This window comes from Corynebacterium sp. MSK006 (assembly GCF_030232385.1).
GTDB lineage: Bacteria > Actinomycetota > Actinomycetes > Mycobacteriales > Mycobacteriaceae > Corynebacterium > Corynebacterium frankenforstense_A.
On record NZ_JASPJZ010000008.1, the window covers coordinates 57,237 to 80,842 of the forward strand.

Sequence of the window (23,606 nt, forward strand, 5' to 3'; positions counted from 1 at the left end):
CCCCGGATGTCCATGCTGCGGGTCCTGGTGCTCACCTTCGTGTGCTGGTTCGCCGCGTACATCGGCGTCTGCGCGTTCGTCGGGATGCCGATACGGATCTACGACGAGGCGGTCAACGGCCCCTACCTGTCCACCGAGCCGCGGGTGATCGACCCGATACCGGCGATCAGCACGGTGGCGCTGATCCTGCTGCCGGTCATCTTCGGTCTGATGTGGCTGCGGCGCCGACGCAAGGAGGCCCGGGCGCACGAGGTCGAGGAGTACAACGCCGCACAACGGCGTGCCCACGAAGAGGCCGAGCTCGCCGCCCGCGCCGAGGTGAACGCGCACAACGGGAGGCTCTTACGGGACTGGGAGGCCACCAACGGGATGGCCCGTGACGAGGCGATCCGCTACGTCGCCGATCGGGTCGGGGTGCGTGACCCGAGGGCGAACTCGTTGGCCGAGGACTGGGCGTCCGGGAGGACCCGCCGCGAGGTGCGGCGCCTGCGGACGATCATCGAGAACGAGCGGACCCGGCCGCCGGAGCCGTCGACCCTGACGCGGCCGGAGCCCTACACGATCAACTGCGGGGTGCGGCGGGACATGCGCGCCGAGCTCCAGCGCTTCCTCGACTCGCTCGACGGATTCAACATCGAGCCGCCGCGCTACGAGTTCGAGTAGCAACCACGCCGGCGCGCGCGAGGCAGGTCGGCGCGCGGCAGGCAGCTCGGAGCGCGTCTCGCCGGCGGGCGCGCCCACGCCGGCGCCCGGCGCCGGCCCCACGCAGCAGCCGCATGCGCTCGCACCGGGGGAGGGGCGCGACGTCGTCAATCGGGGACGATCGCGGGAAGCGGGATTTGTGCAGCACCCGGCGGTGCGTGTAAGGTCACGCGACAGTCCCCCGTCACCAGTGGCGGTGGGAGTCTGACACCGAAGCGACTCATCGCGACGGTGCCTGGACACGAACGGCAGGGCCCCGGGAAAGAGCCTCCGTTTTTTCATGTCTTGACGCTCCCGCTTCCAGCGGTGGCCGGCGGTCAGGGCCTCCGACGAGGAAGCCCGGACCGTGATGAAGAACTTCAACTACGTCAAAAGGACGGTACATGCCCACTATCCAGCAGCTGGTCCGCAAGGGCCGCCACTCCAAGTCCGCGAAGGTCGCCACCGCGGCCCTCAAGGGCTCGCCGCAGCGTCGCGGTGTGTGCACCCGCGTGTACACCACCACCCCGAAGAAGCCGAACTCCGCTCTGCGTAAGGTCGCCCGTGTGCGCCTGACCACCGGCATCGAGGTCTCCGCCTACATCCCGGGCGAGGGCCACAACCTGCAGGAGCACTCCATGGTGCTCGTGCGTGGCGGCCGTGTGAAGGACCTTCCGGGTGTCCGTTACAAGATCGTCCGCGGCTCCCTCGACACCCAGGGTGTCAAGGACCGCAAGCAGGCCCGTTCCCGTTACGGCGCGAAGAAGGAGAAGTAAAACATGCGTAAGTCGCGAGCTCCTAAGCGCGAAATCATCAAGGACCCCGTCTACGACTCCGAGCTGGTGACCATGCTGGTCACCAAGGTGCTCCAGGACGGCAAGAAGTCGACCGCCCAGCGCATCGTCTACGGCGCGCTCGAGCAGTGCCGCGAGAAGACCGGCACCGACCCGGTGGGCACCCTGGACAAGGCCCTGGGCAACATCCGCCCGGAGCTGGAGGTCCGCTCCCGCCGCGTCGGCGGTGCGACCTACCAGGTGCCGGTCGAGGTGCGCCCCGCGCGCGGGACCACCCTGGCGCTGCGTTGGCTGGTGACCTTCACCCGTCAGCGTCGTGAGCACACCATGAAGGACCGCCTCGCCAACGAGATCCTCGACGCCTCCAACGGCCTCGGCGCCTCGGTGAAGCGCCGCGAGGACGTCCACAAGATGGCCGAGGCCAACCGCGCCTTCGCCCACTACCGCTGGTAGTCAGCCGGGCCCGGTGTCTGTGCAGCTGACCGGCCTGTGCGCTCTGCGCAGCCGGCTCGGCGGCACTACACTGAGCAGTCGGCCGCTCGGCGGCGTCGGCACGAGACCGCACGCCGGGCCACGACCTGTACGACGCAACACCGAACATCCGAGGCGCCGTCCCGTCCCCGTCCGCCCGCAGGCGACGGGGCTCCGGGAGACGTCCACGACATTTAAGTTGGGGTAAGACTGTGGCACAAGAAGTGCTTAAGGACCTCCACAAGGTCCGCAACATCGGCATCATGGCCCACATCGACGCCGGTAAGACCACGACCACCGAGCGCATCCTCTACTACACGGGTATCAACCGCAAGGTCGGCGAGACCCACGAGGGCCAGTCCACCACGGACTGGATGCAGCAGGAGAAGGACCGCGGCATCACCATCACCTCCGCTGCGGTGACCTGTTTCTGGGAGGGTCACCAGATCAACATCATCGACACGCCCGGCCACGTCGACTTCACCGTCGAGGTCGAGCGCTCCCTGCGCGTCCTGGACGGCGCCGTCGCCGTCTTCGACGGCAAGGAGGGTGTCGAGCCGCAGTCCGAGCAGGTCTGGCGTCAGGCCGCCCGTTACGACGTGCCGCGCATCTGCTTCATCAACAAGATGGACAAGCTGGGCGCCGACTTCTACTACACCGTCGGCACCATCGTCGACCGTCTGAACGCCAAGCCGCTCGTCCTCCAGCTCCCGATCGGCGCCGAGGACGACTTCGAGGGCGTCATCGACCTGGTCGAGATGCGCGCCATCGTCTGGCCGGGCAAGGTCGAGGTCGGCGCCGAGCCGACCATCACCGAGATCCCCGCCGAGCTGCAGGACCGTGCCGCCGAGTACCGCGAGAAGCTGCTCGAGGCCGTCGCCGAGTCCGACGAGGAGCTCATGGAGAAGTACTTCGGCGGCGAGGAGCTCACCGTCGAGGACATCAAGAGCGCCATCCGCAAGATGACCGTCTCCTCCGAGATCTTCCCGGTCCTGTGCGGTACCGCCTACCGCAACAAGGGCGTTCAGCCGCTGCTCGATGCCGTCGTCGACTACCTGCCGAACCCGCTGGACGTCGGCGAGGTCCACGGCCACAAGATGGGCGAGCCGGACACCGAGCTGACCCGCAAGCCCTCCGACGAGTCCCCGCTGTCGGCCCTGGCCTTCAAGATCGCCGCTCACCCGTTCTTCGGCAGGCTGACCTTCGTGCGCGTCTACTCGGGCACGATGGAGCCGGGCGAGACCGTCCTGAACTCCACCAAGGAGCACCGCGAGCGCATCGGCAAGATCTTCCAGATGCACGCGAACAAGGAGAACCCGGTCGACTTCGCCCACGCCGGCAACATCTACGCCGTCATCGGTCTGAAGAACACCACCACGGGTGACACCCTGTGCGCCCAGAACGACCCGATCATCCTCGAGTCCATGGATTTCCCGGACCCGGTCATCAAGGTCTCCATCGAGCCGAAGACCAAGTCCGACCAGGAGAAGCTGGGTGTCGCCATCCAGAAGCTGGCCGAGGAGGACCCGACCTTCACCGTCGAGCTCGACGAGGAGTCCGGCCAGACCGTCATCGGCGGCATGGGCGAGCTGCACCTCGACGTCCTCGTCACCCGCATGAAGGACGAGTTCAAGGTCGAGGCCAACGTCGGCGCCCCGCAGGTGGCCTACCGCGAGACCATCAAGAAGGCCGTCCAGAGCGTCGAATTCACCCACAAGAAGCAGACCGGCGGCTCCGGCCAGTTCGCTAAGGTCATCGTCTCCTTCGAGCCCTACCACCCGAGCCAGGACGAGCTGGAGGAGGGCGAGTCCGCCACCTACAAGTTCGTCAACGAGGTCACCGGTGGCCGCATCCCGAAGGAGTACATCCCCTCGGTCGACGCCGGTATCCAGGACGCGATGCAGTACGGCCACCTGGCCGGCTTCCCGCTGGTCAACATCAAGGCCACCCTCGAGGACGGCCAGTACCACGAGGTCGACTCCTCGGAGATGGCGTTCAAGATCGCCGGTTCCCAGGTCCTCAAGGAGGGCGTGGCCCGCGCGAAGCCGGTGCTTCTCGAGCCGCTGATGGCCGTCGAGGTCATCACCCCGGAGGAGTACATGGGCGAGGTCATCGGCGACATCAACTCCCGCCGTGGCCAGGTCAACGCCATGGAGGACCGCGCCGGCGCCAAGGTCGTCAAGGCCCAGGTCCCGCTGTCCGAGATGTTCGGCTACGTCGGTGACCTGCGGTCCAAGACGCAGGGCCGCGCGAACTACACGATGGTCTTCGACTCCTACGGCGAGGTGCCGCAGAGCGTCTCCCAGGCCATCATCGAGGAGCGCACCGGCAAGTAAGGCGCCGCGGCGCGGCGCCCGTTGAATTGACGACGTCGCGCCGGTCGCCCCTGGCGGTCCAGGTCCCCGTTGTGCCCGGGGACCCCGTCGACGCCGCCGGCTTGAAACCGGGTCGTAGCGGCCACACCGGGTCTCACCCCGCCTGCACGTACAAGGTGCGGGGTGAGGTCGGGTTGGCCGGTACGGCACGGATCCCGGCGAAGAGACGTTCAGGGCCGCGAAACCCGACGACGCAGGGTCAGGCCAGGTTTGAAAAAGACGCTGGCGGACCCTAGGATCGTGTAACTGGCACACTACAAAAACGCCATCGCCAGCAGTCCGGCTTCGGCCGGAGCGAGGGTGGCAATCCGTAAACCACGTGGCTGCGAGAGTCGTAGCCACCATGAAGTCCAGGAGGACACACAGTGGCAAAGGCGAAGTTCGAGCGTAACAAGCCGCACCTCAACATCGGCACCATCGGTCACGTTGACCACGGCAAGACCACCACCACGGCCGCCATCACCAAGGTGCTGGCCGAGAAGTACCCCGAGGAGAACCAGGCCTTCGCCTTCGACGCCATCGACAAGGCGCCGGAGGAGAAGGAGCGTGGCATCACGATCAACATCTCCCACGTTGAGTACTCCACCCCGAAGCGTCACTACGCTCACGTCGACGCCCCGGGCCACGCCGACTACATCAAGAACATGATCACCGGTGCGGCTCAGATGGACGGCGCGATCCTCGTGGTCGCCGCCACCGACGGCCCGATGCCGCAGACCCGTGAGCACGTGCTGCTCGCCCGTCAGGTCGGCGTTCCCTACATCCTGGTCGCCCTGAACAAGTGCGACATGGTCGACGACGAGGAGATCATCGAGCTCGTCGAGATGGAGATCCGCGAGCTGCTCGCCGAGCAGGACTACGACGAGGACGCCCCGATCGTCCACATCTCCGCTCTGAAGGCCCTCGAGGGCGACGAAAAGTGGTCCCAGTCCATCGTCGACCTGATGGACGCCTGCGACGAGTCCATCCCGGACCCGGTCCGCGACGTCGATCACCCGTTCCTGATGCCGATCGAGGACATCTTCACCATCACCGGCCGCGGCACCGTCGTCACCGGCCGTGTCGAGCGTGGTCGCCTGAACGTCAACGAGGATGTCGAGATCATCGGCATCAAGGACAAGGCTCAGACCACCACCGTCACCGGTATCGAGATGTTCCGCAAGATGCTGGACTACACCGAGGCCGGCGACAACTGCGGTCTGCTGCTCCGCGGCACCAAGCGTGAGGACGTCGAGCGCGGCCAGGTCGTCGTCAAGCCGGGCGCCTACACCACCCACACCGAGTTCGAGGGTTCCGTCTACGTCTTGGCCAAGGACGAGGGCGGCCGCCACACCCCGTTCTTCGACAACTACCGTCCGCAGTTCTACTTCCGCACCACCGACGTCACCGGCGTCGTGCACCTGCCGGAGGGCACTGAGATGGTCATGCCGGGCGACAACGTCGACATGCGCGTCGAGCTCATCGCCCCGGTCGCCATGGACGAGGGCCTGCGCTTCGCCATCCGCGAGGGCTCCCGCACCGTCGGCGCCGGCCGCGTCACCAAGATCATCAAGTAAGTTCGCTTACCTGCTGGTCTGACCGGCCTCCCGCCGGGTAGCGTTTGACGCTCCCCGGCCGTGTGCCAGAGAAACCGCCTTCCCCGTCACGGGGGGAGGCGGTTTCTCATGTCTGGGGGAAGCACGGCTTCGCCGTGCCACCGGAGACGGGGGTGCCACCGGAGATGGGGAGGTGCCCACCGGGGACGGGGTGCGTCCACCGGAGACGGGGGTGCCACCGGAGATGGGGAGGTGCCCACCGGGGGACGGTGAGACGCCCACCGGGGCCGGGGTGCGTCCAGCCGGCGGAGCGGCGACGGATACAGTGGCGGGCGTGAAAGACCCGACCCGAATCCCGCGCGTCCTCGACGCGGTGCGACGCGCCTGGGAGGGCCGCCCCGACCTCGAGCTGGCCACGCTCTTCGCGATGCTCGCCAACGAGGGCATCGGCTGGGGCGCCGACGACGAGGAACTCATCAAGGCGCTCGAGGTGATGGAGGCCCGGCACCCCGAGTCTGTGGGCCTTGACACCCCGGGCCTGGTGATGGTGCGCACCGAGTCGCCGGCGGCCCGCCTCACTCTCGACATGGCCGCCCGCCGGGTCACCGTGCGCTCCGGGGTCAAGGGCCGCCAGCCGGTCAGCTGGCTCTTCGAGGACGTCGTGCGCCTGCGCGTCGGGATGCCGTGCGTGCTGCGCGACAGCGGGGGAGTGGACCACCGCCTCGGCGTGGTCGCCGGCATCACCGTGGAGGCCGGCAGGACGGCGCGCACCTCGCTGACCGGCCTCACGCGCGGCTCCCTGGACCGCGACGTCTACGCCCTGCGCTGCACCGAGGGCAAGACCGAACGGATGGTGCTCGCCGGCCGCGGCCTCGACGTCTACGCCAAGGTCGGCCGCGAGGTCGAGCACGAGCACCTCAAGTGGGCCAAGTTGGTCAGCGCCGAGGTCGGCCGGCAGCTGCGCGTGGCGCCCCGCGGCGGCGGGCCGGAGCACGTCTACGGCGAGGTCACCGAGATCTTCGCCGTGGAGCTCGGCGGGGAGGAGTAGAAAATGCCGCGGCCTCGCTCCCTGGTCGGGGAGCGGGGCCGCGGGGCTGGGGTGTTTTGCGGTGAGCGGCGCTACTGCTGCTTCACCGCATTGACGTGGAGACGGTAGACCGTGTCGAGGTCCATGTCGCGGACCGCGGAGCGGAAGTCCGTCTCGCTGTTCTCCAGCTCGGCGCGCAGCCGGCTGACGTCCACGTTCGGGTCCGCGGTGACCGTCCAGGTCACCGTCGGGCGCGAGCGGTCCATCGCGACGCGGTGCGAGACGTCGGTGACGCCGGGGAACTGCTCGATCGAGTCGTCCACGGCACCGGCCAGGCGTGCGACCGCGAGGTCGACGGAGCCGGTCTTGTCCGTGGCCGAGGAGCGCACCCGGTTGAAGCCGCGGCGGCGCAGGTTCGCCGCGATCAGCCACAGGCCGAGGATCACGCCCAGCACGGCGACCGCGCCGAGCGCGACGTCGTACCAGGTGTTCTCCGTGATTGAGGCGGCCCCTGCCAGGTCCAGGCGGTCGGAGTACTCGGTGGCCTCCGGGACCTGGGCCCACACCAGGATGACGGCCACACCGGCGGCCAGGGCGATCAGGCCGATGAGGAACAGCAGGATGCGGTCGAGTGCCGCGAGTGCGTGGCTCATTGCGTGACCTCCTCTCCCCGGGCGGCGTCACGTCCGGCCGCCGGGGCGGTGCCGCGGGCCGAGACCTGCGGGGCCTCGGGCTCGAGGACCTTGATGCGGAACTTGGCGTTCTCGGCGAGCAGCGGGCCCACCGTCGACTCGATGGACGAGCGGATGGACTCGGCCACCCCGTCGGCGGTGCTGTTGGCCTGCACCACGGCGGTGACGGTTTTGCCCGAGACCCGGGTCGAGGCGCTGCCCACCCCGGGGGTGCGCTTGGCGGTGGCCGTGGTCAGCCGGGCGATGTCCACCGGGCGTGCCCACAGCGAGGTGCTCGACGCCAGGCGTCGGTGGGTGCGGGCGCGCGGCTTGAACGCGACGACGATCAGGATGAGCCCGACGACGACCGCGATGATCGACGCCCAGGTCATCCAGGGCTGGAAGCGGTTCTCCGCGACCATCTCCAGGACCGGGTCGAGCCAGCTGCGCCAGGACACGCCGTCGGAGAGCCGCAGCCACAGCTCGCGGCCGGCGACGACGCCCAGGGCGACCAGCGCCAGGCCCAGCAGCACCGCCAGCCAGCGGGCCGCCGGGGTGGCCCGGGGCTCCTGGCCGGCGCCGGCGCGGACCTCAGTCGACTCGGGGGCCATAGGGGCCTCCCTTCTGCTGTGCGGGGCTGAAGCGGCCCCGCGGGACGATACGGACGGGCGTGAGCGGACGCTTCGGCGGCAGCTTCGGCACAAAAGGCTCCGCGCGCACGGGCAGCACCGCGTGCACGGGCTCCGGGCCAGAGACCACACGCACCGGGGTCAGACGCCGCGGCAGCGGGGCGGCCGGGGTGACCACGGGGGTCGACCCGACCACCCGCGGCTCGCGCAGCGGCAGCTCCTCGGCCACGTCGACCGGGGTCAGCGGCCGCTCCTCGGCGACGTGCACCGGCACCGTGCGCAGCTCCTCGGGCTCGCGGGGGACCGCGGGCTCGGGGGAGGGGCGCACCTCGACGGCGTCCATCGGGCGCTCGACGGCGGTGTGCACCTGCTCGAGCGGGCGCTCGGGGGCCACCTGCACCGCGGCCAGCGGTAGTTCGGCGGCCGTGTGCACCTGGTCCAGCTGACGGGCCGGCCGGGTGCGCACGGGCAGCTCACGGGTGGTGGCCAGCGCGGCGGACCGACGCCGGTAGCGCGGCGAGGTCACCTCGGAGGGCGCCACGGCCACGGGGGCGAGCGTCGGCTGCTCGTCGGCGGCGGCCACCTGCAGGGCGGTCACCGGGTCCGGGGCGCCGACGACGTTGCCCACGACCACGTTGACGTGGCCGACGTTCATGCCGGTCGCGTCGGTGATCCAGCGCGCGATGGTGGTGCGCACCTTCTCGGCGACGTCGGTGACCGGCGAGGGCCAGGACACCGCGATCGTCGCCTCGACGGTGACGATGTGGCTGGCGCGGTCGACCAGCAGGTCAAAGCGCGGGAAGCTCATGCCGGTCAGCTTGTCGAAGCCGCCGCCGGCGGAGACGGTGCCCGGCACCGACGCCGTGGCCGCGGTGACGACCTTGTGCACGGCGCGGTCGGTGATGTACACCTCCCCGCCCGGCGGGTTCTCTGAGGGGTCCACGGAACTCACCCGCGGCCCCCGCGCCCGGTGCGGAAGGCGTCGGTGATGTTGCGCAGGTCGATCAGGCCCTCGAAGTGGGCGCCGACGACGCCGCCCAGAGCGCCGAAGAGGAGCGCGCACACGAAGCCCGACAGCCCACCGAGGATGGCTGCGAGCGCGACGGCGAGGCCGAAGGCCACGCCGATGACGGTCATGTTTTTCATGGAGGTTTCCTTCACACGGTTACGCGGTGGCGGGCGGGGTTCCGGTGGCGTCAGCGACGACGACGTCGACGGGCCGGTCGCCGCCGACCGCGCCGCGCACGTCCTCGCTCAGGGAGCGCAGGTCGGTGGCGCGGGCGAGGTCGGCGACCACGTGGACCTCCAGGCGGCCGGACCGGTCGAGGCGCAGTCCCGGCACACGGTGGCCAGGGTAGAGGAGCGCGACCTCGCCGAAGGAGCCCGAGTGGAGATCCGCCACGCCGTCGACCGCCAGGACCCGCTCGGCCAGCTCGGCGGCCTGCGGGTATTCGATGAGATCAGCGGCGGTCATCGGCTACTGGACGCGCGGGGCGGCCTGCTCCTGCTCGGCGGCGGACAGCTCGTGCTGCTCGTCGTCGCGGTCGTCGTCCTGGTTGGGCAGGTGGACGTCGGTGACGGTCACGTTGACCTCGGTGACCTCCAGGCCGGTCATCCGCTCGATGGCGCGGATGATGTTGCGGCGGATGGCCTCGGCCAGCTCGTGGATGGCCACGCCGTACTCGGCGACGATGGACAGATCCACCGCGGCCTGGGTCTCGCCGACCTCGACCGAGACGCCCTGCTGGACGTTCTCGGAGGCGCCGAAGGCCTCGCGGATGGCGCCGACGGTGCGCGCACCGCCGCCACCCAGGGCGTGGACACCGGTGACCTCGCGGGCCGCCAGGCCGGCGATCTTACCGACGACGACGTCCTCGATGGTGGTACGGCCGTGGTCGTCGGCCTTGTTCTCGGCGACGGCCGGGACGGCGACGTCCTTGTCGTCGTTCTTGGCGGCGTTCTTGTTCTGGTCAGCCATGGTGTGGATCCCTTCGGATAGGTGACATGTGTTGCGCTACCAAGTCTAGAGCTGATTTCTTTCGCGTGCGTTGCAATCTTGTAACGGCGCAGGGGGTAACGGCGCAGGGGCGAGGCGACGGTGACCCACGCGACGTCGGCAATCGGGGAGGGGCCTTGAAAGTCCGTGGTTTGCGCTCTGCGTGGTCGGCGTGCTTTAATGTTCGGGTTGCTTTAACACGGCGTCCCCGCCGCATGTCCGCATGCCCGGTGGCGCCGCTGGTGGAGCGAACATGACACCTTCGCTCGGGTCTTCGGACCCGTGGAAGGCTCCGCAATCGGGGTAGGTCAGTCGATCAAGACGTGGCAGTCCCGAGCGTGGAGACCGGAGGAGGGGCATGGCAAATAAACAGCGGCAGTACACGAGGGCCACGCTTACGCGTCCCGGTGGCGCGTGATCCCCCTCGGACTTGACCCAGCCGGACGGCGAGGTCCCTGTGGCGTGTTTATCGGTCACGCCCCGTCGAGACCCCCGGCCGGCACCGAACGGTCAAGAACCATGAACTGGCGTTGCGCCCGTGCCCTGTAGAGGACCGGACAACGTTATAGAGACATCAGGAAGCGAGTTCCCACCTCTGCGCCCCCGGGCGACCGGGAGAGCAAGTGGGACCGAGCGAGGAAGAGGATAAGCGTGGCGGGACAGAAGATCCGCATTCGGCTCAAGGCCTACGACCACGAGGCGATCGACGCGTCTGCGCGCAAGATCGTCGAGACCGTGACCCGTACCGGCGCACGCGTCGTCGGGCCTGTGCCACTGCCCACCGAAAAGAACGTGTACGCCGTTATTCGTTCTCCCCACAAGTACAAGGACTCTCGCGAGCACTTCGAGATGCGCACCCACAAGCGCCTCATCGACATCCTCGACCCGACGCCGAAGACCGTCGACGCTCTCATGCGCATCGACCTTCCGGCCAGTGTCGACGTGAACATCCAGTGATCGCCTGAAACTACTGCGGAGAACAGACAATGAGTGAAAACGAGATCAAGGGCATTCTGGGCACCAAGCTCGGCATGACCCAGGTCTTCGACGAGGAGAACCGGGTCGTTCCGGTGACCGTCGTCGAGGCCGGGCCGTGCGTGGTCACCCAGATCCGTACCACCGAGACCGACGGCTACAACGCCATCCAGATCGCCTACGGCGAGATCGACCCCCGCAAGGTGAAGAAGCCGCAGACCGGCCACTTCGCCAAGGCGGGCGTCACCCCGCGGCGTCACCTGACGGAGATCCGCATGGACGACGTCTCCGCCTACGAGGTCGGCCAGGACGTCACCGTCGAGGTCTTCGACGGCATCGAGTTCGTCGACGTCACCGGCACCTCCAAGGGCAAGGGCTTCGCCGGCGGCATGAAGCGCCACGGCTTCGCCGGCCAGGGTGCCGCCCACGGTAACCAGGCCGCCCACCGCCGCGTCGGCGGCATCGGCGCCTGCGCCACCCCGGGTCGCATCTTCAAGGGCAAGCGTATGGCGGGCCGCATGGGTAATGACCGCGTCACCACCCAGAACCTGAAGGTTCAGAAGATTGACGCCGATGCCAACCTGCTGCTCATCAAGGGGGCCATCCCCGGCGTGCGCGGCGGCATCGTGACCGTTAAGACCGCAGTGAAGGGCGGTGCTCACGCATGACCAACCTGACTCTGGACGTCCAGACCGCCGCGGGCGGCACCGACGGCCAGGTGGAGCTGCCGGCGGAGATCTTCGACCGTGAGGTCTCCACGGCTCTGCTGCACCAGGTCGTGACCGCGCAGCTCGCCGCGAAGCGACAGGGCACCCACGCCACCAAGACCCGCGGCATGGTCCGCGGCGGTGGCCGCAAGCCCTACCGTCAGAAGGGCACCGGCCGCGCCCGCCAGGGCTCGACCCGTGCGCCGCAGTTCACCGGCGGCGGCACCGTCCACGGCCCGCAGCCGCGCGACTACACCCAGCGGACCCCGAAGAAGATGAAGGCCGCCGCCCTGAACGGCGCCCTGTCCAACCGGGCCGCCGGCGACCGCATCCACGTCATCGACGAGCTGGTCCCGGGCCAGAAGCCCTCGACCAAGTCGGCGCGTGCGTTCATCGAGCGCATCACCGACCGCAAGCAGGTGCTGCTCGTCGTCGGCCGTGAGGACCTCAACGCCCGTCGCAGCGCCAACAACCTGCCGAACGTGAACGTCCTCGTCCCGGAGCAGCTGAACACCTACGACGTGCTCAACTCCGACGACGTCGTGTTCTCGGTCGCCGCGCTGCACACCTTCATCAACCGCGTCACCGGCGCGGACAAGGAGGAGAGCAAGTAATGGCCAAGACCGTCAACCCCCGCGACATCATCATCGCCCCGGTCGTCTCCGAGAAGTCCTACGGTCTCATGGAGCAGGGCACCTACACGTTCTTCGTGCGCCCCGACGCCCACAAGACCCAGATCCGCCAGGCCGTCGAGGAGATCTTCGGCGTCAAGGTGGCCTCGGTGAACACCGTCAACCGCGAGGGCAAGCGTAAGCGCACCCGCACCGGGTTCGGCCGCCGCAAGGCGACCAAGCGCGCCTACGTCACCCTCCGCGAGGGCAGCGACTCCATCGACATCTTCGGCGGCGCGACCGCTTAAAGAAGGTCGAGAAGTAAAGGAACCATTATGGCTATTCGCAAGTACAAGCCGACAACTCCGGGTCGCCGCGCCAGCTCCGTCTCCAAGTTCGACGAGATCACTCGTTCGAAGCCGGAGAAGAGCCTGCTGCGCCCCCTGAGCAAGACCGGCGGCCGTAACGTCCACGGCCACATCACCACCCGCCACAAGGGTGGAGGACACAAGCGTCAGTACCGTGTCATCGACTTCCGTCGCGCCGACAAGGACGGCGTGCCGGCCAAGGTCGCGCACATCGAGTACGACCCGAACCGCACCGCGAACATCGCGCTGCTGCACTACTTCGACGGCGAGAAGCGCTACATCATCGCCCCGAAGGGCCTGAAGCAGGGCACCGTCGTTGAGGCCGGTCCGGACTCGGACATCAAGGTGGGCAACAACCTGCCGCTGCGCAACATCCCGACCGGTACCACCGTCCACGCGGTGGAGCTGAAGCCGGGTGCCGGCGCCAAGCTGGCCCGCTCGGCCGGCGCCTCGATCCAGCTGCTGGGTAAGGAAGGCAACTACGCCGTCCTGCGTATGCCCTCCAGCGAGATCCGTCGCGTCGACATCCGCTGCCGCGCCACCGTCGGCGAGGTCGGCAACGCCGAGCAGATCAACATCCGCTGGGGCAAGGCCGGCCGCATGCGCTGGAAGGGCGTGCGCCCGACCGTCCGTGGTGTCGTCATGAACCCGGTCGACCACCCGCACGGTGGTGGTGAGGGTCGTACCTCGGGCGGCCGCCACCCGGTCAGCCCGTGGGGCCAGAAGGAAGGCCGCACCCGCAACCCGAACCGCTACTCCAACAACATGATCGTGCGTCGTCGCCGGTCGCGTTCCAACAAGCGATAAGAGGAGGTAAGTCACAATGCCACGCAGCCTGAAGAAGGGGCCGTTCGTCGATGAGCACCTCCTCAACAAGGTGGACGCTCAGAACGACAAGGGCACGAAGCAGGTCATCAAGACCTGGTCGCGCCGTTCGACCATCCTGCCCGACTTCATCGGCCACACCTTCGCCGTCCACGACGGCCGGAAGCACGTGCCGGTGTTCGTCGACGAGTCCATGGTCGGTCACAAGCTGGGCGAGTTCGCCCCGACCAGGACCTTCCGCGGTCACCAGAAGGACGACAAGAAGGGACGTCGATAAGCGATGAGTGAAACCATCACCTCCGCCCGCGCCACCGCGCGCTACGTCCGCGTCACCCCGATGAAGGCCCGTCGCGTCATCGACCTCGTCCGCGGCAAGTCCGTGTCCGAGGCCCTCGCGATCCTGAAGTACGCCCCGCAGGGTGCCGCGAAGCCGGTGGCCAAGGTCGTCGCCTCGGCCGCCGCCAACGCCGAGAACAACTTCGGCCTGGACCCGCGCTCGCTGGTCATCTCCGAGGCCTACGCCGACGAGGGACCGACCATGCGTCGGTTCCAGCCGCGCGCCCAGGGACGCGCGTTCATGATCCGCAAGCGCACCAGCCACATCACCGTGGTTGTCGAGAGCCAGAAGGAAGGGGCCAAGTAGTGGGCCAGAAGATTCACCCCCACGGCCTCCGGCTGGGTATCACTTCCGACTGGAAGACCCACTGGTACGCCGACAAGAAGGAATACAAGAACTACGTCGCCGAGGACATCAAGATCCGCGAGTTCCTGTCCCACGGGCTGGAGCGCGCCGGCATCGCCGACGTTGTGATCGAGCGCACCCGTGACCGTGTGCGCGTCGACATCCACACCGCCCGGCCGGGCATCGTCATCGGCCGCCGCGGTTCGGAGGCCGACCGCATCCGCCGCGAGCTGGAGAAGCTCACCGGCAAGCAGGTGGCGCTGAACATCCTCGAGGTCAAGAACATCGACGCCAACGCCGCCCTGGTCGCGCAGAACATCGCCGACCAGCTCGCCGGCCGCGTCGCGTTCCGCCGCGCCATGCGCAAGGCCATTCAGTCGGCCATGCGTCAGCCGCAGGTCAAGGGCATCAAGATCCAGTGCTCCGGCCGTCTGGGCGGTGCCGAGATGTCCCGCACCGAGCGCTACCACGAGGGTCGTGTGCCGCTGCACACGCTCCGTGCCGAGATCGACTACGGCCTGCGTGAGGCCCACACCACCTTCGGGCGCATCGGCGTCAAGGTGTGGATCTACAAGGGCGACGTCGTCGGTGGCCGTCGCGAGAGCGACCTGGCCGCGCCGTCGAACGACCGTCGCGGTGGCCGTGGCGGCCGTGGCCGTCCGCGCCGCGGTGGCCAGCGCCGTCCCCGCGCCGAGAAGAAGCAGGAGGACTAAGCGATGCTTATCCCGAAGCGCGTGAAGTACCGCCGCCAGCACCGTCCGGGTCGTTCCGGGCTGTCCAAGGGCGGTAACCGCATCACCTTCGGTGACTACGCCATCCAGGCTCTCGAGCCGGCGTACATCACCAACCGTCAGATCGAGGCCGGTCGTATCGCGATCAACCGCCACATCAAGCGTGGCGGCAAGGTCTGGATCAACATCTTCCCGGACCGTCCGCTGACCCAGAAGCCGCTCGGCGTGCGCATGGGTTCCGGTAAGGGCCCCGTCGAGAAGTGGATCGCCAACGTCAAGCCGGGCCGCATCCTCTTCGAGATGAGCTACCCGAACGAGGCCACCGCCATCGAGGCTCTGCGCCGTGCCGCGCAGAAGCTCCCGTGCAAGGTGCGCATCATCAAGAAGGAGGACCAGTTCTGATGGCTACCGGTACCCCCGCCCACGAGTTCCGCGCGCTGAACGCCGAGGAACTCACCGAGCGTCTGTCCGAGGCCAAGGAGGAGCTGTTCAACCTCCGCTTCCAGGCCGCCACCGGGCAGCTGACCAACAACAACCGTCTGCGCACCGTCAAGCGCGACATCGCCCGCATCTACACGGTCATCCGTGAGCGTGAGCTGGGCCTGTCCGTGGTTCCGGGTGACGAGGAGGCTGAAGGCTAAATGACCGAGAACGCTGAGAACGTGACCCTCGAGAAGACCGCGCAGAAGCGCCGCATCGGCTACGTCGTCTCCGACAAGATGCAGAAGACCATCGTCGTCGAGGTCGAGGACCGCAAGCAGCACGCCCTCTACGGCAAGATCATGCGCACCTCTTCGCGCGTGAAGGCCCACGACGAGAACGAGGAAGCCGGCGTCGGCGACCGCGTCCTCATCGAGGAGACCCGCCCGCTGTCGAAGAACAAGCACTTCCGCCTCGTCGAGATCCTCGAGAAGGCCAAGTAGTTTGTCCGCCCCGGTGACCGTCTGACGGTCACGGGTTCAAGGGCCCGCCCCGGATTCGTCCGGGACGGGCCCTTTCGTGTGCGTCAGAGAGATTGCCGACGCCGCGCCCCTCGCCCGTGCGCGGCAGGCCTACGGACCGGCGCGTGGCCGCGCCGCCGGCGCGGCACACCGTCGCCGCGCCGGCGGCGCCGTATGGGGGATCGATCCGTGGCGAATTCAGGGAAACCCCCGATTCTCTTCACGGTCACCGTGAAGTAACCTTGTCGCGTGAAAATGAGATTCCCCGAGAAGCGCCGCGGCCTCTGGATCGCCGGCGCCGTCCTGCTGGCCCTCGTCGTCGTCGCCCTGGTCGCCGGGTTCGCCCTGGCTGCGATGGGCCCGTCGCGGTCGATGAGCGCCGAGGACTACACCGAGGTCGAACCGGGCGACCTGGAGACCCGGGTGGCGGTGACCGGCCGCGTCGAGCCGGCCGAGACCACCAACATCACCACGCGGGCGACCGGCAACGTGGCGAGCCTGCTCGTCGGTCTCGGCGACCAGGTCCAGGAGGGCCAGGTCGTCGCCGAGATGGACACCACCGACATGCAGCGCCAGCTCGACTCGCTGCGCGGCCAGCTGGCCGACGCGGAGGCCGGCGGCGCCGAGCAGATCAACCAGGCCGAGAGCGCCTACGCCGCCGCCCAGGCCGGAGGTGCGGCGGGCTACGCCGGCACCGGCGAGGAGGACGCGACCGGCGAGGGCGCCGGCGCGGCCGGTGCCGACCCGCAGAGCGGGGCCGCCGCCGTCGGGCAGGCCCGCCAGAGCCTGGCCACCACCCGCCGCCAGCTGCAGAGCCAGATCTCCGCCCTGCAGGACGACATCTACGCCGCCACCCTACGCGCGCCGGCCAACGGCGTGGTCGTCTCCGTCGGCGCCAAGGAGGGCGCGCCCGCCCAGGGCCCCGTGGTCACCATCGGCGACCCGGCCCGCCTCGTCGTGCGCGGCACCGTCAACGAGGCCGACGCCGGGCGCATCCACACCGGCGACGAGGTCTCCCTGACCACCCCGACCACCGGCGACAAGGAGCTCAGGGGCACCGTGTCCAAGATGTCGCCCGTCGCCGAACCCGTGCCCGCCGAGGCCGCGGCCGCCGGGGCCCAGACCAAGCCGACCTACCCGGTGGAGATCGAGATCTCCGGCAGCCCCGAGGGCCTGCCCGTCGGTGCCACCGCCAAGGCCCGCGTGCTCACCGACAAGGCACAGGGCGTGCTCAGCGTGCCGCGCGACGCGGTCTTCGACACCGCCAAGGGCACCCAGGCCGTGCTCGTGCTCGCCGAGGGCGAGGACGGCCAGCGCCGCATCGAGGAGCGCGGCGTGACCCCGGGCCTGGTCACCGACTTCCAGGTGGAGGTCACCGGCGGCCCGCTGCGCCGCGGCGACCTCGTGGTCAACCGCGCCGCGGACTACCGCGACGCCGTCGGCGAGACCGTCGCCGTCGAGGAGCCCGCCGACCAGCCGGGGGAGGGGCAGTGAGCCGGCCCCAGCCGAACGACCAGCCGACCGAGGAGCTGGCGGCGGCCCAGGCGCCGCAGGCGCCGGAACCCACGCCGACGCCGAGCCAGCCCCACCTGATCGAGATGCGCGGCGTCGTCAAGCGCTTCAACGAGGGCACCGAGGCGGAGATCACCGTGCTCCACGGCTGCGACGTCGACGTCGCCCGCGGCGAGTTCCTGTCCGTGGTGGGCACCTCCGGCTCCGGCAAGTCGACGCTGATGAACATCATCGGGCTGCTCGACCGGCCGACCTCGGGCACCTACGAGCTGGGCGGCGTGGACGTCCTCGCCGTCGACGACGACGAGCTGGCGCGCTACCGCGCCGACGAGATCGGCTTCGTCTTCCAGAGCTTCAACCTCGTCGGGCGCATCGACGCGCTGCGCAACGTCGAGATGCCCATGACGTACGCCGGGGTGCCGCGCGGCGAGCGCCGCGAGCGGGCCATGGCGCTGCTCGAGCAGGTCGGCATGGCCGACCGCGCCCGCCACCGGCCCAACGAGCTCTCCGGCGGGCAGAAGCAGCGCGTGGCCATCGCCCGCGCCCTGGCCAACGGGCCGGTGCTGCTGCTCGCCGACGAGCCGACGGGTGCGCTGGACACCGCCACCGGGCGCCAGGTTATGGACCTCTTCCACGGACTGCACGAGGAACAGGGGATGACCATCGTCTTCATCACCCACAACCCGGAGCTGGCCGAGGAGACCGAGCGGGTGCTCACGATGCGCGACGGGGTGATCGCGTGAACTTCTCCGAGGCCGTCACCCTCGCGGTGACCAGTCTGCGCACCAACAAGATGCGCTCGGCGCTGACCCTGCTCGGCGTGGTCGTCGGCATCGCCGCCGTCGTCGCGATTCTCACCCTGGGCCGCTCGCTGCAGGCCCAGACCATGAACTCCCTCGACGACATCGGCGCCAACGACGTCACGCTCGTCGTCGAGCCGCGCGACACCAAGGAGGAGGACTCCGGCTACGTCTCCGGGCCGGTGCCGCCGCAGGACCTGATCACGCCCGAGATGGTTGACGACCTGCGCACCCGCTTCGAGGGCCGCATCGCCGGCGTGGCCGTGGAAGGCCAGACCACCTCCGGCGTCGAGGTCACCCGCGGATTCAGCCGAGGCAAGGCCGACGTGCGCACGGCCAACCAAGACATCATGCCGCTGACCAAGATGGTGGCGGTCGCCGGGCGCCTGATCACCGCCGAGGACGTCGCCGGGCGCCGCCCGGTGGCGGTGGTGCCGCAGCAGACCGTCGACGACCTCTTCGGCGGCGACGCGCACGCCGCGCTCGGCCACGAGCTCCGGCTGCGGAACAAGGGAGCCGAGACCACGGTCGTGGTCGTCGGCGTCTACGAGTCGCAGGCACGCGGCGGGCTGCTCGTCGTCGACGACGGCGGCCCGAACCCGCAGATCTACCTGCCGCTCGGCGCCGACCAGGAGCTCGCCGCCGGCGGCTCCGGCGCCGGCGCGGGCGCGGGCGCGGCCGGGTCGGGCCAGGGCGCGGAGGACGCGACGGAGGGCTACGCGGAGATCCGCGTGCGCGCCGCCGAGGGCGAGGACTCCAAGACCTTAGGCCGCGACGTGCAGACCTGGGCGGACGGGTTCTACCGCGACAACACGGACAACCACGCCAAGGTCATCGACCTGCAGGAGAGCCTCGACGCGCTCAACCAGCTGTTCAGCACCATGTCGATCGTGCTCTCGGCCATCGGCGGCATCTCCCTGCTCGTCGGCGGCATCGGCGTGATGAACATCATGCTGGTCACCGTCACCGAGCGCACCCGCGAGATCGGCGTGCGCAAGGCGCTCGGCGCCCGCCGGCGCGACATCCGCGTCCAGTTCGTCATCGAGGCGATGATCGTCTGCCTGCTCGGCGGCCTGTTGGGCGTGGTTATCGGCGGTGTCGCGGGCATGATCGGCTCCGCCGCGCTGGGCACCTTCGTGCTGCCGCCGCTCTCCGGGGTGGCCGTCTCGCTGCTCTTCGCGCTCGGCGTCGGGCTCTTCTTCGGCTACTACCCGGCAGGCAAGGCCGCGAAGCTCGACCCGATCGACGCGCTACGCTACGAGTGAGTTTCTCGCGGCGGAAAGATCGCCGCGACAGGAGGACTTGTTCGTTGAGCGAGAGTTCAGCCGGCGTGGCCGGCGACAACGGGGGCTGGGACGCGGAGCGTCAGCACCGCATGGGGGTGGCCGCCGACGCGGTGCTGCGCCTGGGCCTGATGTTCATGGCCGCCGGCACCGGCGGCTACCGCATCATCCGCGGCATGAAGCGGGCCGGGCGAGCGCTCGGCTTCGACCGCCTGGAGGCGCAGATCTCGGTGACCACCATCACCTGCACGTTCCACCAGGGCGACCAGTTCCGCACCGTGGTCGCCGGCCAGGACAGCCCCGGGGTCGACGCCTCGCGCATCGAGGCGCTCGAGACCCTGACCCACAACCTGGACCGCCACATCTCCGCCGAGTGGCTCAACGCCCGCCTCGACCGCATCGAGTCCGGCGTGGTCAAGCGCTGGACGCTGCCGGTGCTGGTGCCCGCCGCCGGCCTGGCGTGCGCCGGGTTCGCCGTGCTCAACCACTTCTCGCTTGCCGACGTCCTGGTGGTCGCCGTCGCCGCCGGGTGCGGCCAGGCGGTGCGCGGCCTGCTGCTGCACCGCCACGTGCGCCAGTTGGGCGCCGTGGCGGCGGCCGCGGTGACGGCCTGCCTGGTCTTCTGGGCGGTCATCGAGCTTTTGGGCCTGGCCGGTCTGGTCGAGCCCGCGGCCGCCGCCCCCGGCTTCGTCGCCTCGGTGCTCTTCGTGGTGCCGGGATTTCCGCTGTTCTCCGCGATCATCGACCTCTCCCGCTTCGACTTCATCGCCGGCCTGTCGCGCCTGACGTACGCGGCGACGGTGATCGTGGCGGCGACCTTCTCGGTCGCACTGGTCAGCGGGGTGACGGGGATGGCCCCGCCGCCGCGGCCGGCGGTGGTGGACGACCCGCGCTGGTTCCTGCTGGCGGCGGCGGCCTCGTTCGTGGGCATCGCGGGCTTCGCCCTGCTGTTCAACTCCTCGCGGCGGATGGTGCTCGTGGCCGCGGTGGTCGGCATGGCCGCCAACGTGCTGCGCCTGGTGCTCGTACAGGCCGGGGCGAGCGCGTACGCGGCGGCCTTCCTCGGCGGCCTGGCCATCGGGCTGCTGGGCGCGGTGGCCTCCAAGAAGGCGGACATCCCCCGCATCACCACCACGGTGCCGGCCTCGGTGATCATGATCCCGGGCCCGGCGATGTTCGGTTCGGTCTACGCGCTGACCTCGGGCAACATCGAGCTCGGCGTGGACGCGGCGGCCACGGCGGTGATGACCGTGCTGGCCATCGGCGCGGGCCTGGTCACCGCCCGCATGCTCACCGACCGCGACTGGGTGCTCGGCCGCTACATCGACCTGGACAAGCCCCTGGCCGGCGCCGAGAAGTAGGCCGGCCCGGGGTGGGGGAGGGTCAGCGCCCGAGCTCGGCGGCGACCTCGTCGAGGGTCGGCGGCTGGGCGCCGGTGCGCGAGCAGGTGATCGCGGCGGCCGCGGCGGCCAGGGTCAGGATCTCGTGCCACTGCGACTCGGTGGCCTGACCCAGCTGGCCGGCGTTGAGGCCGGCGCGCTCGATGGCGGCGAGCAGCGAGCCCATGATGGTGTCGCCGGCGCCGATGGTGTCGGAGACCTCGGTGTGGTGGGCGGGCACGTCGAGGTGGAGCTCGCCGCAGTCGAGGCTGAGCCCCGCGCCGCCGCGGGTGGTCACGATCGCCTCGACGGAGCTGACGCGTAGCCGGTCGATGCCGCCGAAGAACTCGACCTCCTCCTCGGAGAGCTTGAGCAGGTTGACGTCGTCGAGGAGTCCCAGCAGGCGCTCGCGGTGGGCGTCGGTGGCGAAGTCGGGGCGGATGTTCGGGTCGAGGGCGACCAGGCGGCCGGCGGCGGCGTGGCGGTGCAGCACCTCGATGTAGCGCGAGGCGCCGGGCTCCCAGGCCAGCGAGCCGGTGCCGAAGCAGGCGATGTCGCAGTCGACGGCAGCCGGCTCCACGAGGCGGTCGGCGGTGCCCTCGCAGTAGAAGTTGTAGGAGGCCGAGCCCTCTTGATCGATGGTGGTCACCGCGAGCGTGGTCGGCTCGGGGCCGCGCTGGACGCCGGAGGTGTCCACGCCCTCCTCCTCGAGGCGGCGCATGAGCGCGTCGCCGTAGTTGTCCTCGGAGACGCGGGACTGGAAGGCGACCTTGGCGCCCTGGCGGGCCAGGACGACGGCGACGTTGAAGGGGCCGCCGCCGAGGGCGGGCACGAGCGGGGAGAGCGGGTTGTTCTGGCTGGGGACCAGGTCGACCAGGCCCTCGCCGTAGACGGTGATCATGTTCTCCAGGCTAGCGAAAGCACCGCGCATCCACCGCGTGCGCCCCGGGGCGGGCCTGGGTCAATCCCGGGCGCGGTCCGGTCCGCCGTACCGTCGGCAGCCGCCGCAGCCTGTCAAGCCCCGGAACCGGGAGGTGGGAGCGGAATCACAATCTGATAAATGGATTTAGCAACTTCCGGTCGATACCATCAGGTCCATGGCCATCGAGCACGCCGCAGACCCCGCCCCCGGGGCGGAGGGCGGCCTGAACCACCCGCGCCCCCGGCTGCACGTCGCGCCCCCGGCCGGTCGTCTCAACGACCCCAACGGACTCTTCGTCTCGGGGGAGACCCTGCACGTCTACTACCAGCACGACCCGGTCTTTCCCTTCGCGCACAAGCGCACCGGCTGGGCGCACACCACGTTGCCGCTGTCCGGCGGCGAGCCGCACCACCTGCCGGACGCCCTGTACCCGGGCCAGGCCTACGACCGCGACGGCTGTTACTCCGGCTCCGCGGTCACCGACGAGGCCGGCCGGGTCCAGCTCTTCTACACGGGCAACCTCAAGGAGGACGGGGTGCGCACCCCGTCGGTCAACCGCGTCTTCGTCACCGACCCGGACGGCCCGGCCGGCGGCATCCACCGCCTGGACGGGGTCAACCCGCTCATCGACGGCTCGCCGGAGGGCTACACCGGGCATGTGCGCGACCCGCACGTCACCCGCGTCGCCGACGGCGGCTGGCGGATGGTCCTCGGCGCCCAGCGCGCCGACGAGACCGGCACCGTCGTCGTCTACACCTCGACCGACCTGGAGCACTGGGACTTCGCCGGTGAGCCGGTCTTCGACACCACCCATACCGCCCCCGGCGACGCCCCGGACCTCGTGCCCGGCGGCTACATGTGGGAGTGCCCGAACCTCATCACCCTGACCGACCACGCCGACGGCCGCGACTACGACGTGCTCGTCGTCTGTCCGCAGGGCCTCGACGAGGTCGAGGAGATGGACCCCGAGCACCCTGACGTCGCGGTGACCCACTACGCCAGCTCCGACCAGTGCGGCTACCTCGTCGGCCACCTGACCGGTGAGCCGGGCGCGCTGACCTTCGAGGTCACCCGCGGCTTCAGCGAGCTGGATCTCGGCCACGATTTCTACGCCCCGCAGCTGATCGCGCACCCGGACGGCGACGCGCTGATGCTCGGCTGGATGGGCCTGCCCGGCGCCGATGAGGCGCCCACGCTCGCCGACGGCTGGGTGCACACGCTGACCCTGCCGCGCCGCGTGCGCTTCGAGGCCGGGCGTCTCATCCAGGAGCCCGTGCTCGCCGACGCCGCGTCGGTCGCCGGGGTGCAGGACGTCACCGTGGACTTCGTCGCGGGCACGGACGCCGGAGTGGAACTGGTGGACACGGCCGGGACGGTCGCTGTGACGGTGACCTGGGACGCGGCGTCGGAAAGCGTGGCACTCACGCGCGCCGGGGCCGGCACGCGCACGGACGCCGGCGACGGCAACGCCGCCGACACCCGCGTCTTCCGGTGCCCGCCCGGGCGCTGCCGCGTGATCGTCGACGCCGCGGCCGTGGAGGTCTTCGCCGGCGACGGGGCCGTGGCGGCCGCGCTGACTGCGTGGCCGACGGCGGGGGAGCGCTGGGCGCCCGTGCGCGCCGGGTCGCCGCCCCGGGCCGCGGGCTGACCGGGACAGACAGTCAACCGAAGCGACAGACAAACCAGAGTGA

The 23,606-nt window shown here is 69.8% G+C and carries 29 protein-coding genes; 22 read left to right on the forward strand and 7 right to left on the reverse strand.

The window, feature by feature from the left end:
* Positions 1-6 precede the first annotated feature (6 nt).
* From QQA02_RS06355 to QQA02_RS06380, 6 genes are all read left to right on the forward strand, one after another.
* Positions 7-663, forward strand: coding sequence for a hypothetical protein (locus QQA02_RS06355; protein ID WP_284863712.1), 657 nt, complete (start codon positions 7-9; stop codon positions 661-663).
* Between the two features lie 422 nt (positions 664-1,085).
* Positions 1,086-1,457, forward strand: a complete 372-nt coding sequence (gene rpsL, locus QQA02_RS06360; protein ID WP_284863713.1) for a 30S ribosomal protein S12 — start codon at positions 1,086-1,088, stop codon at positions 1,455-1,457.
* Between the two features lie 3 nt (positions 1,458-1,460).
* A complete protein-coding gene (rpsG, locus tag QQA02_RS06365; RefSeq protein WP_284774314.1) occupies positions 1,461-1,928 on the forward strand; it encodes a 30S ribosomal protein S7 in 468 nt (155 codons plus the stop codon).
* A 230-nt stretch (positions 1,929-2,158) separates the two neighbouring features.
* The gene (fusA, locus tag QQA02_RS06370) at positions 2,159-4,282 is read left to right on the forward strand and encodes an elongation factor G (RefSeq protein WP_284863715.1); all 2,124 of its coding nucleotides are present in this window, start codon (positions 2,159-2,161) and stop codon (positions 4,280-4,282) included.
* Between the two features lie 404 nt (positions 4,283-4,686).
* Positions 4,687-5,877 (forward strand): elongation factor Tu, encoded by a 1,191-nt coding sequence (gene tuf / locus QQA02_RS06375; protein WP_284863717.1) that lies wholly within the window; start codon positions 4,687-4,689, stop codon positions 5,875-5,877.
* A gap of 313 nt (positions 5,878-6,190) precedes the next feature.
* Positions 6,191-6,904 (forward strand): hypothetical protein, encoded by a 714-nt coding sequence (locus tag QQA02_RS06380; protein WP_284863719.1) that lies wholly within the window; start codon positions 6,191-6,193, stop codon positions 6,902-6,904.
* Positions 6,905-6,975: 71 nt separating this feature from the next.
* Here the strand turns inward: QQA02_RS06380 and amaP are convergent, their stop codons facing one another.
* The 6 genes from amaP to QQA02_RS06410 are packed head-to-tail and all read right to left on the reverse strand — an operon-like array spanning position 6,976 to position 10,161.
* Positions 6,976-7,536: an alkaline shock response membrane anchor protein AmaP gene (amaP, locus tag QQA02_RS06385; RefSeq protein WP_284774323.1), complete on the reverse strand. Its 561-nt coding sequence runs from the start codon at positions 7,534-7,536 to the stop codon at positions 6,976-6,978.
* On the reverse strand, positions 7,533-8,165 hold the full coding sequence (locus QQA02_RS06390; RefSeq protein ID WP_284863721.1) for a DUF6286 domain-containing protein: 633 nt from the start codon (positions 8,163-8,165) through the stop codon (positions 7,533-7,535). The genes amaP and QQA02_RS06390 overlap by 4 nt, the downstream gene beginning before the upstream one ends.
* Positions 8,146-9,126, reverse strand: a complete 981-nt coding sequence (locus tag QQA02_RS06395) for an Asp23/Gls24 family envelope stress response protein (RefSeq protein ID WP_284863723.1) — start codon at positions 9,124-9,126, stop codon at positions 8,146-8,148. Before QQA02_RS06395 ends, QQA02_RS06390 begins: the two co-directional genes overlap by 20 nt.
* A gap of 5 nt (positions 9,127-9,131) precedes the next feature.
* Complete coding sequence (locus QQA02_RS06400) at positions 9,132-9,329, reverse strand: hypothetical protein (RefSeq protein WP_284774329.1); 198 nt, start codon at positions 9,327-9,329, stop codon at positions 9,132-9,134.
* A gap of 19 nt (positions 9,330-9,348) precedes the next feature.
* A complete protein-coding gene (locus QQA02_RS06405; RefSeq protein WP_284863725.1) occupies positions 9,349-9,657 on the reverse strand; it encodes a hypothetical protein in 309 nt (102 codons plus the stop codon).
* A gap of 3 nt (positions 9,658-9,660) precedes the next feature.
* Positions 9,661-10,161 carry an Asp23/Gls24 family envelope stress response protein gene (locus QQA02_RS06410; protein ID WP_284774332.1) on the reverse strand — a complete coding sequence of 167 codons (501 nt, stop codon included), beginning with the start codon at positions 10,159-10,161 and terminating at the stop codon, positions 9,661-9,663.
* Positions 10,162-10,830: 669 nt separating this feature from the next.
* On the opposite strand from QQA02_RS06410, the gene rpsJ reads away from it, so the two are divergent.
* The 15 genes from rpsJ to QQA02_RS06485 all read left to right on the forward strand — a co-directional run bounded on the left by rpsJ (position 10,831) and on the right by QQA02_RS06485 (position 20,975).
* Positions 10,831-11,136 carry a 30S ribosomal protein S10 gene (rpsJ, locus tag QQA02_RS06415; protein ID WP_003854291.1) on the forward strand — a complete coding sequence of 102 codons (306 nt, stop codon included), beginning with the start codon at positions 10,831-10,833 and terminating at the stop codon, positions 11,134-11,136.
* A 29-nt stretch (positions 11,137-11,165) separates the two neighbouring features.
* Positions 11,166-11,822 (forward strand): 50S ribosomal protein L3, encoded by a 657-nt coding sequence (rplC, locus tag QQA02_RS06420; protein ID WP_284774334.1) that lies wholly within the window; start codon positions 11,166-11,168, stop codon positions 11,820-11,822.
* Positions 11,819-12,475 carry a 50S ribosomal protein L4 gene (rplD, locus tag QQA02_RS06425; protein WP_284774336.1) on the forward strand — a complete coding sequence of 219 codons (657 nt, stop codon included), beginning with the start codon at positions 11,819-11,821 and terminating at the stop codon, positions 12,473-12,475. The genes rplC and rplD overlap by 4 nt, the downstream gene beginning before the upstream one ends.
* Entirely contained in the window at positions 12,475-12,780 is a 306-nt protein-coding gene (gene rplW, locus QQA02_RS06430) for a 50S ribosomal protein L23 (RefSeq protein WP_075663224.1), read from the forward strand. Before rplD ends, rplW begins: the two co-directional genes overlap by 1 nt.
* Positions 12,781-12,807: 27 nt before the next feature.
* A complete protein-coding gene (gene rplB / locus QQA02_RS06435; RefSeq protein ID WP_284863728.1) occupies positions 12,808-13,647 on the forward strand; it encodes a 50S ribosomal protein L2 in 840 nt (279 codons plus the stop codon).
* Between the two features lie 16 nt (positions 13,648-13,663).
* Positions 13,664-13,942, forward strand: a complete 279-nt coding sequence (gene rpsS, locus QQA02_RS06440) for a 30S ribosomal protein S19 (RefSeq protein WP_075663226.1) — start codon at positions 13,664-13,666, stop codon at positions 13,940-13,942.
* Between the two features lie 3 nt (positions 13,943-13,945).
* The gene (gene rplV, locus QQA02_RS06445; RefSeq protein ID WP_284863730.1) at positions 13,946-14,308 is read left to right on the forward strand and encodes a 50S ribosomal protein L22; all 363 of its coding nucleotides are present in this window, start codon (positions 13,946-13,948) and stop codon (positions 14,306-14,308) included.
* Positions 14,308-15,060: a 30S ribosomal protein S3 gene (rpsC, locus tag QQA02_RS06450; RefSeq protein ID WP_284774343.1), complete on the forward strand. Its 753-nt coding sequence runs from the start codon at positions 14,308-14,310 to the stop codon at positions 15,058-15,060. The genes rplV and rpsC overlap by 1 nt, the downstream gene beginning before the upstream one ends.
* Positions 15,061-15,063: 3 nt before the next feature.
* The gene (gene rplP, locus QQA02_RS06455; protein WP_075663229.1) at positions 15,064-15,480 is read left to right on the forward strand and encodes a 50S ribosomal protein L16; all 417 of its coding nucleotides are present in this window, start codon (positions 15,064-15,066) and stop codon (positions 15,478-15,480) included.
* Complete coding sequence (gene rpmC / locus QQA02_RS06460) at positions 15,480-15,719, forward strand: 50S ribosomal protein L29 (protein ID WP_075663230.1); 240 nt, start codon at positions 15,480-15,482, stop codon at positions 15,717-15,719. The genes rplP and rpmC overlap by 1 nt, the downstream gene beginning before the upstream one ends.
* Entirely contained in the window at positions 15,720-16,001 is a 282-nt protein-coding gene (gene rpsQ / locus QQA02_RS06465) for a 30S ribosomal protein S17 (RefSeq protein WP_284863733.1), read from the forward strand. It begins immediately after the preceding gene.
* A gap of 273 nt (positions 16,002-16,274) precedes the next feature.
* Positions 16,275-17,513, forward strand: a complete 1,239-nt coding sequence (locus tag QQA02_RS06470; protein WP_284863777.1) for an efflux RND transporter periplasmic adaptor subunit — start codon at positions 16,275-16,277, stop codon at positions 17,511-17,513.
* A gap of 104 nt (positions 17,514-17,617) precedes the next feature.
* The gene (locus QQA02_RS06475; protein WP_284863779.1) at positions 17,618-18,274 is read left to right on the forward strand and encodes an ABC transporter ATP-binding protein; all 657 of its coding nucleotides are present in this window, start codon (positions 17,618-17,620) and stop codon (positions 18,272-18,274) included.
* The gene (locus tag QQA02_RS06480) at positions 18,271-19,596 is read left to right on the forward strand and encodes an ABC transporter permease (protein ID WP_284863735.1); all 1,326 of its coding nucleotides are present in this window, start codon (positions 18,271-18,273) and stop codon (positions 19,594-19,596) included. The genes QQA02_RS06475 and QQA02_RS06480 overlap by 4 nt, the downstream gene beginning before the upstream one ends.
* A gap of 110 nt (positions 19,597-19,706) precedes the next feature.
* Positions 19,707-20,975, forward strand: coding sequence for a threonine/serine exporter family protein (locus QQA02_RS06485; RefSeq protein WP_284774421.1), 1,269 nt, complete (start codon positions 19,707-19,709; stop codon positions 20,973-20,975).
* Between the two features lie 22 nt (positions 20,976-20,997).
* Here QQA02_RS06485 and QQA02_RS06490 read toward each other — a convergent pair whose 3' ends face one another.
* A complete protein-coding gene (locus QQA02_RS06490; RefSeq protein WP_284863737.1) occupies positions 20,998-21,894 on the reverse strand; it encodes a carbohydrate kinase family protein in 897 nt (298 codons plus the stop codon).
* Between the two features lie 196 nt (positions 21,895-22,090).
* Here QQA02_RS06490 and QQA02_RS06495 point away from each other — a divergent pair, with 196 nt between their 5' ends.
* Positions 22,091-23,563 (forward strand): GH32 C-terminal domain-containing protein, encoded by a 1,473-nt coding sequence (locus QQA02_RS06495; RefSeq protein WP_284863739.1) that lies wholly within the window; start codon positions 22,091-22,093, stop codon positions 23,561-23,563.
* The last annotated feature ends 43 nt before the right edge of the window (positions 23,564-23,606 follow it).

What these genes read in the sequence shown, in the direction of transcription:
- QQA02_RS06355 (WP_284863712.1), top strand. Translation starts at nt 7, where the DNA reads ATGTCCATGCTGCGGGTCCTGGTGCTCACCTTCGTGTGCTGGTTCGCC.
- rpsL (WP_284863713.1), top strand. Translation starts at nt 1,086, where the DNA reads ATGCCCACTATCCAGCAGCTGGTCCGCAAGGGCCGCCACTCCAAGTCC.
- rpsG (WP_284774314.1), top strand. Translation starts at nt 1,461, where the DNA reads ATGCGTAAGTCGCGAGCTCCTAAGCGCGAAATCATCAAGGACCCCGTC.
- amaP (WP_284774323.1), bottom strand. Translation starts at nt 7,536, where the DNA reads ATGAGCCACGCACTCGCGGCACTCGACCGCATCCTGCTGTTCCTCATC.
- QQA02_RS06390 (WP_284863721.1), bottom strand. Translation starts at nt 8,165, where the DNA reads ATGGCCCCCGAGTCGACTGAGGTCCGCGCCGGCGCCGGCCAGGAGCCC.
- QQA02_RS06400 (WP_284774329.1), bottom strand. Translation starts at nt 9,329, where the DNA reads ATGAAAAACATGACCGTCATCGGCGTGGCCTTCGGCCTCGCCGTCGCG.
- QQA02_RS06405 (WP_284863725.1), bottom strand. Translation starts at nt 9,657, where the DNA reads ATGACCGCCGCTGATCTCATCGAATACCCGCAGGCCGCCGAGCTGGCC.
- QQA02_RS06410 (WP_284774332.1), bottom strand. Translation starts at nt 10,161, where the DNA reads ATGGCTGACCAGAACAAGAACGCCGCCAAGAACGACGACAAGGACGTC.
- rplC (WP_284774334.1), top strand. Translation starts at nt 11,166, where the DNA reads ATGAGTGAAAACGAGATCAAGGGCATTCTGGGCACCAAGCTCGGCATG.
- rplD (WP_284774336.1), top strand. Translation starts at nt 11,819, where the DNA reads ATGACCAACCTGACTCTGGACGTCCAGACCGCCGCGGGCGGCACCGAC.
- rplW (WP_075663224.1), top strand. Translation starts at nt 12,475, where the DNA reads ATGGCCAAGACCGTCAACCCCCGCGACATCATCATCGCCCCGGTCGTC.
- rplB (WP_284863728.1), top strand. Translation starts at nt 12,808, where the DNA reads ATGGCTATTCGCAAGTACAAGCCGACAACTCCGGGTCGCCGCGCCAGC.
- rpsS (WP_075663226.1), top strand. Translation starts at nt 13,664, where the DNA reads ATGCCACGCAGCCTGAAGAAGGGGCCGTTCGTCGATGAGCACCTCCTC.
- rplV (WP_284863730.1), top strand. Translation starts at nt 13,946, where the DNA reads ATGAGTGAAACCATCACCTCCGCCCGCGCCACCGCGCGCTACGTCCGC.
- rplP (WP_075663229.1), top strand. Translation starts at nt 15,064, where the DNA reads ATGCTTATCCCGAAGCGCGTGAAGTACCGCCGCCAGCACCGTCCGGGT.
- rpmC (WP_075663230.1), top strand. Translation starts at nt 15,480, where the DNA reads ATGGCTACCGGTACCCCCGCCCACGAGTTCCGCGCGCTGAACGCCGAG.
- rpsQ (WP_284863733.1), top strand. Translation starts at nt 15,720, where the DNA reads ATGACCGAGAACGCTGAGAACGTGACCCTCGAGAAGACCGCGCAGAAG.
- QQA02_RS06470 (WP_284863777.1), top strand. Translation starts at nt 16,275, where the DNA reads ATGAGATTCCCCGAGAAGCGCCGCGGCCTCTGGATCGCCGGCGCCGTC.
- QQA02_RS06475 (WP_284863779.1), top strand. Translation starts at nt 17,618, where the DNA reads ATGCGCGGCGTCGTCAAGCGCTTCAACGAGGGCACCGAGGCGGAGATC.
- QQA02_RS06485 (WP_284774421.1), top strand. Translation starts at nt 19,707, where the DNA reads ATGGGGGTGGCCGCCGACGCGGTGCTGCGCCTGGGCCTGATGTTCATG.
- QQA02_RS06490 (WP_284863737.1), bottom strand. Translation starts at nt 21,894, where the DNA reads ATGATCACCGTCTACGGCGAGGGCCTGGTCGACCTGGTCCCCAGCCAG.
- QQA02_RS06495 (WP_284863739.1), top strand. Translation starts at nt 22,091, where the DNA reads ATGGCCATCGAGCACGCCGCAGACCCCGCCCCCGGGGCGGAGGGCGGC.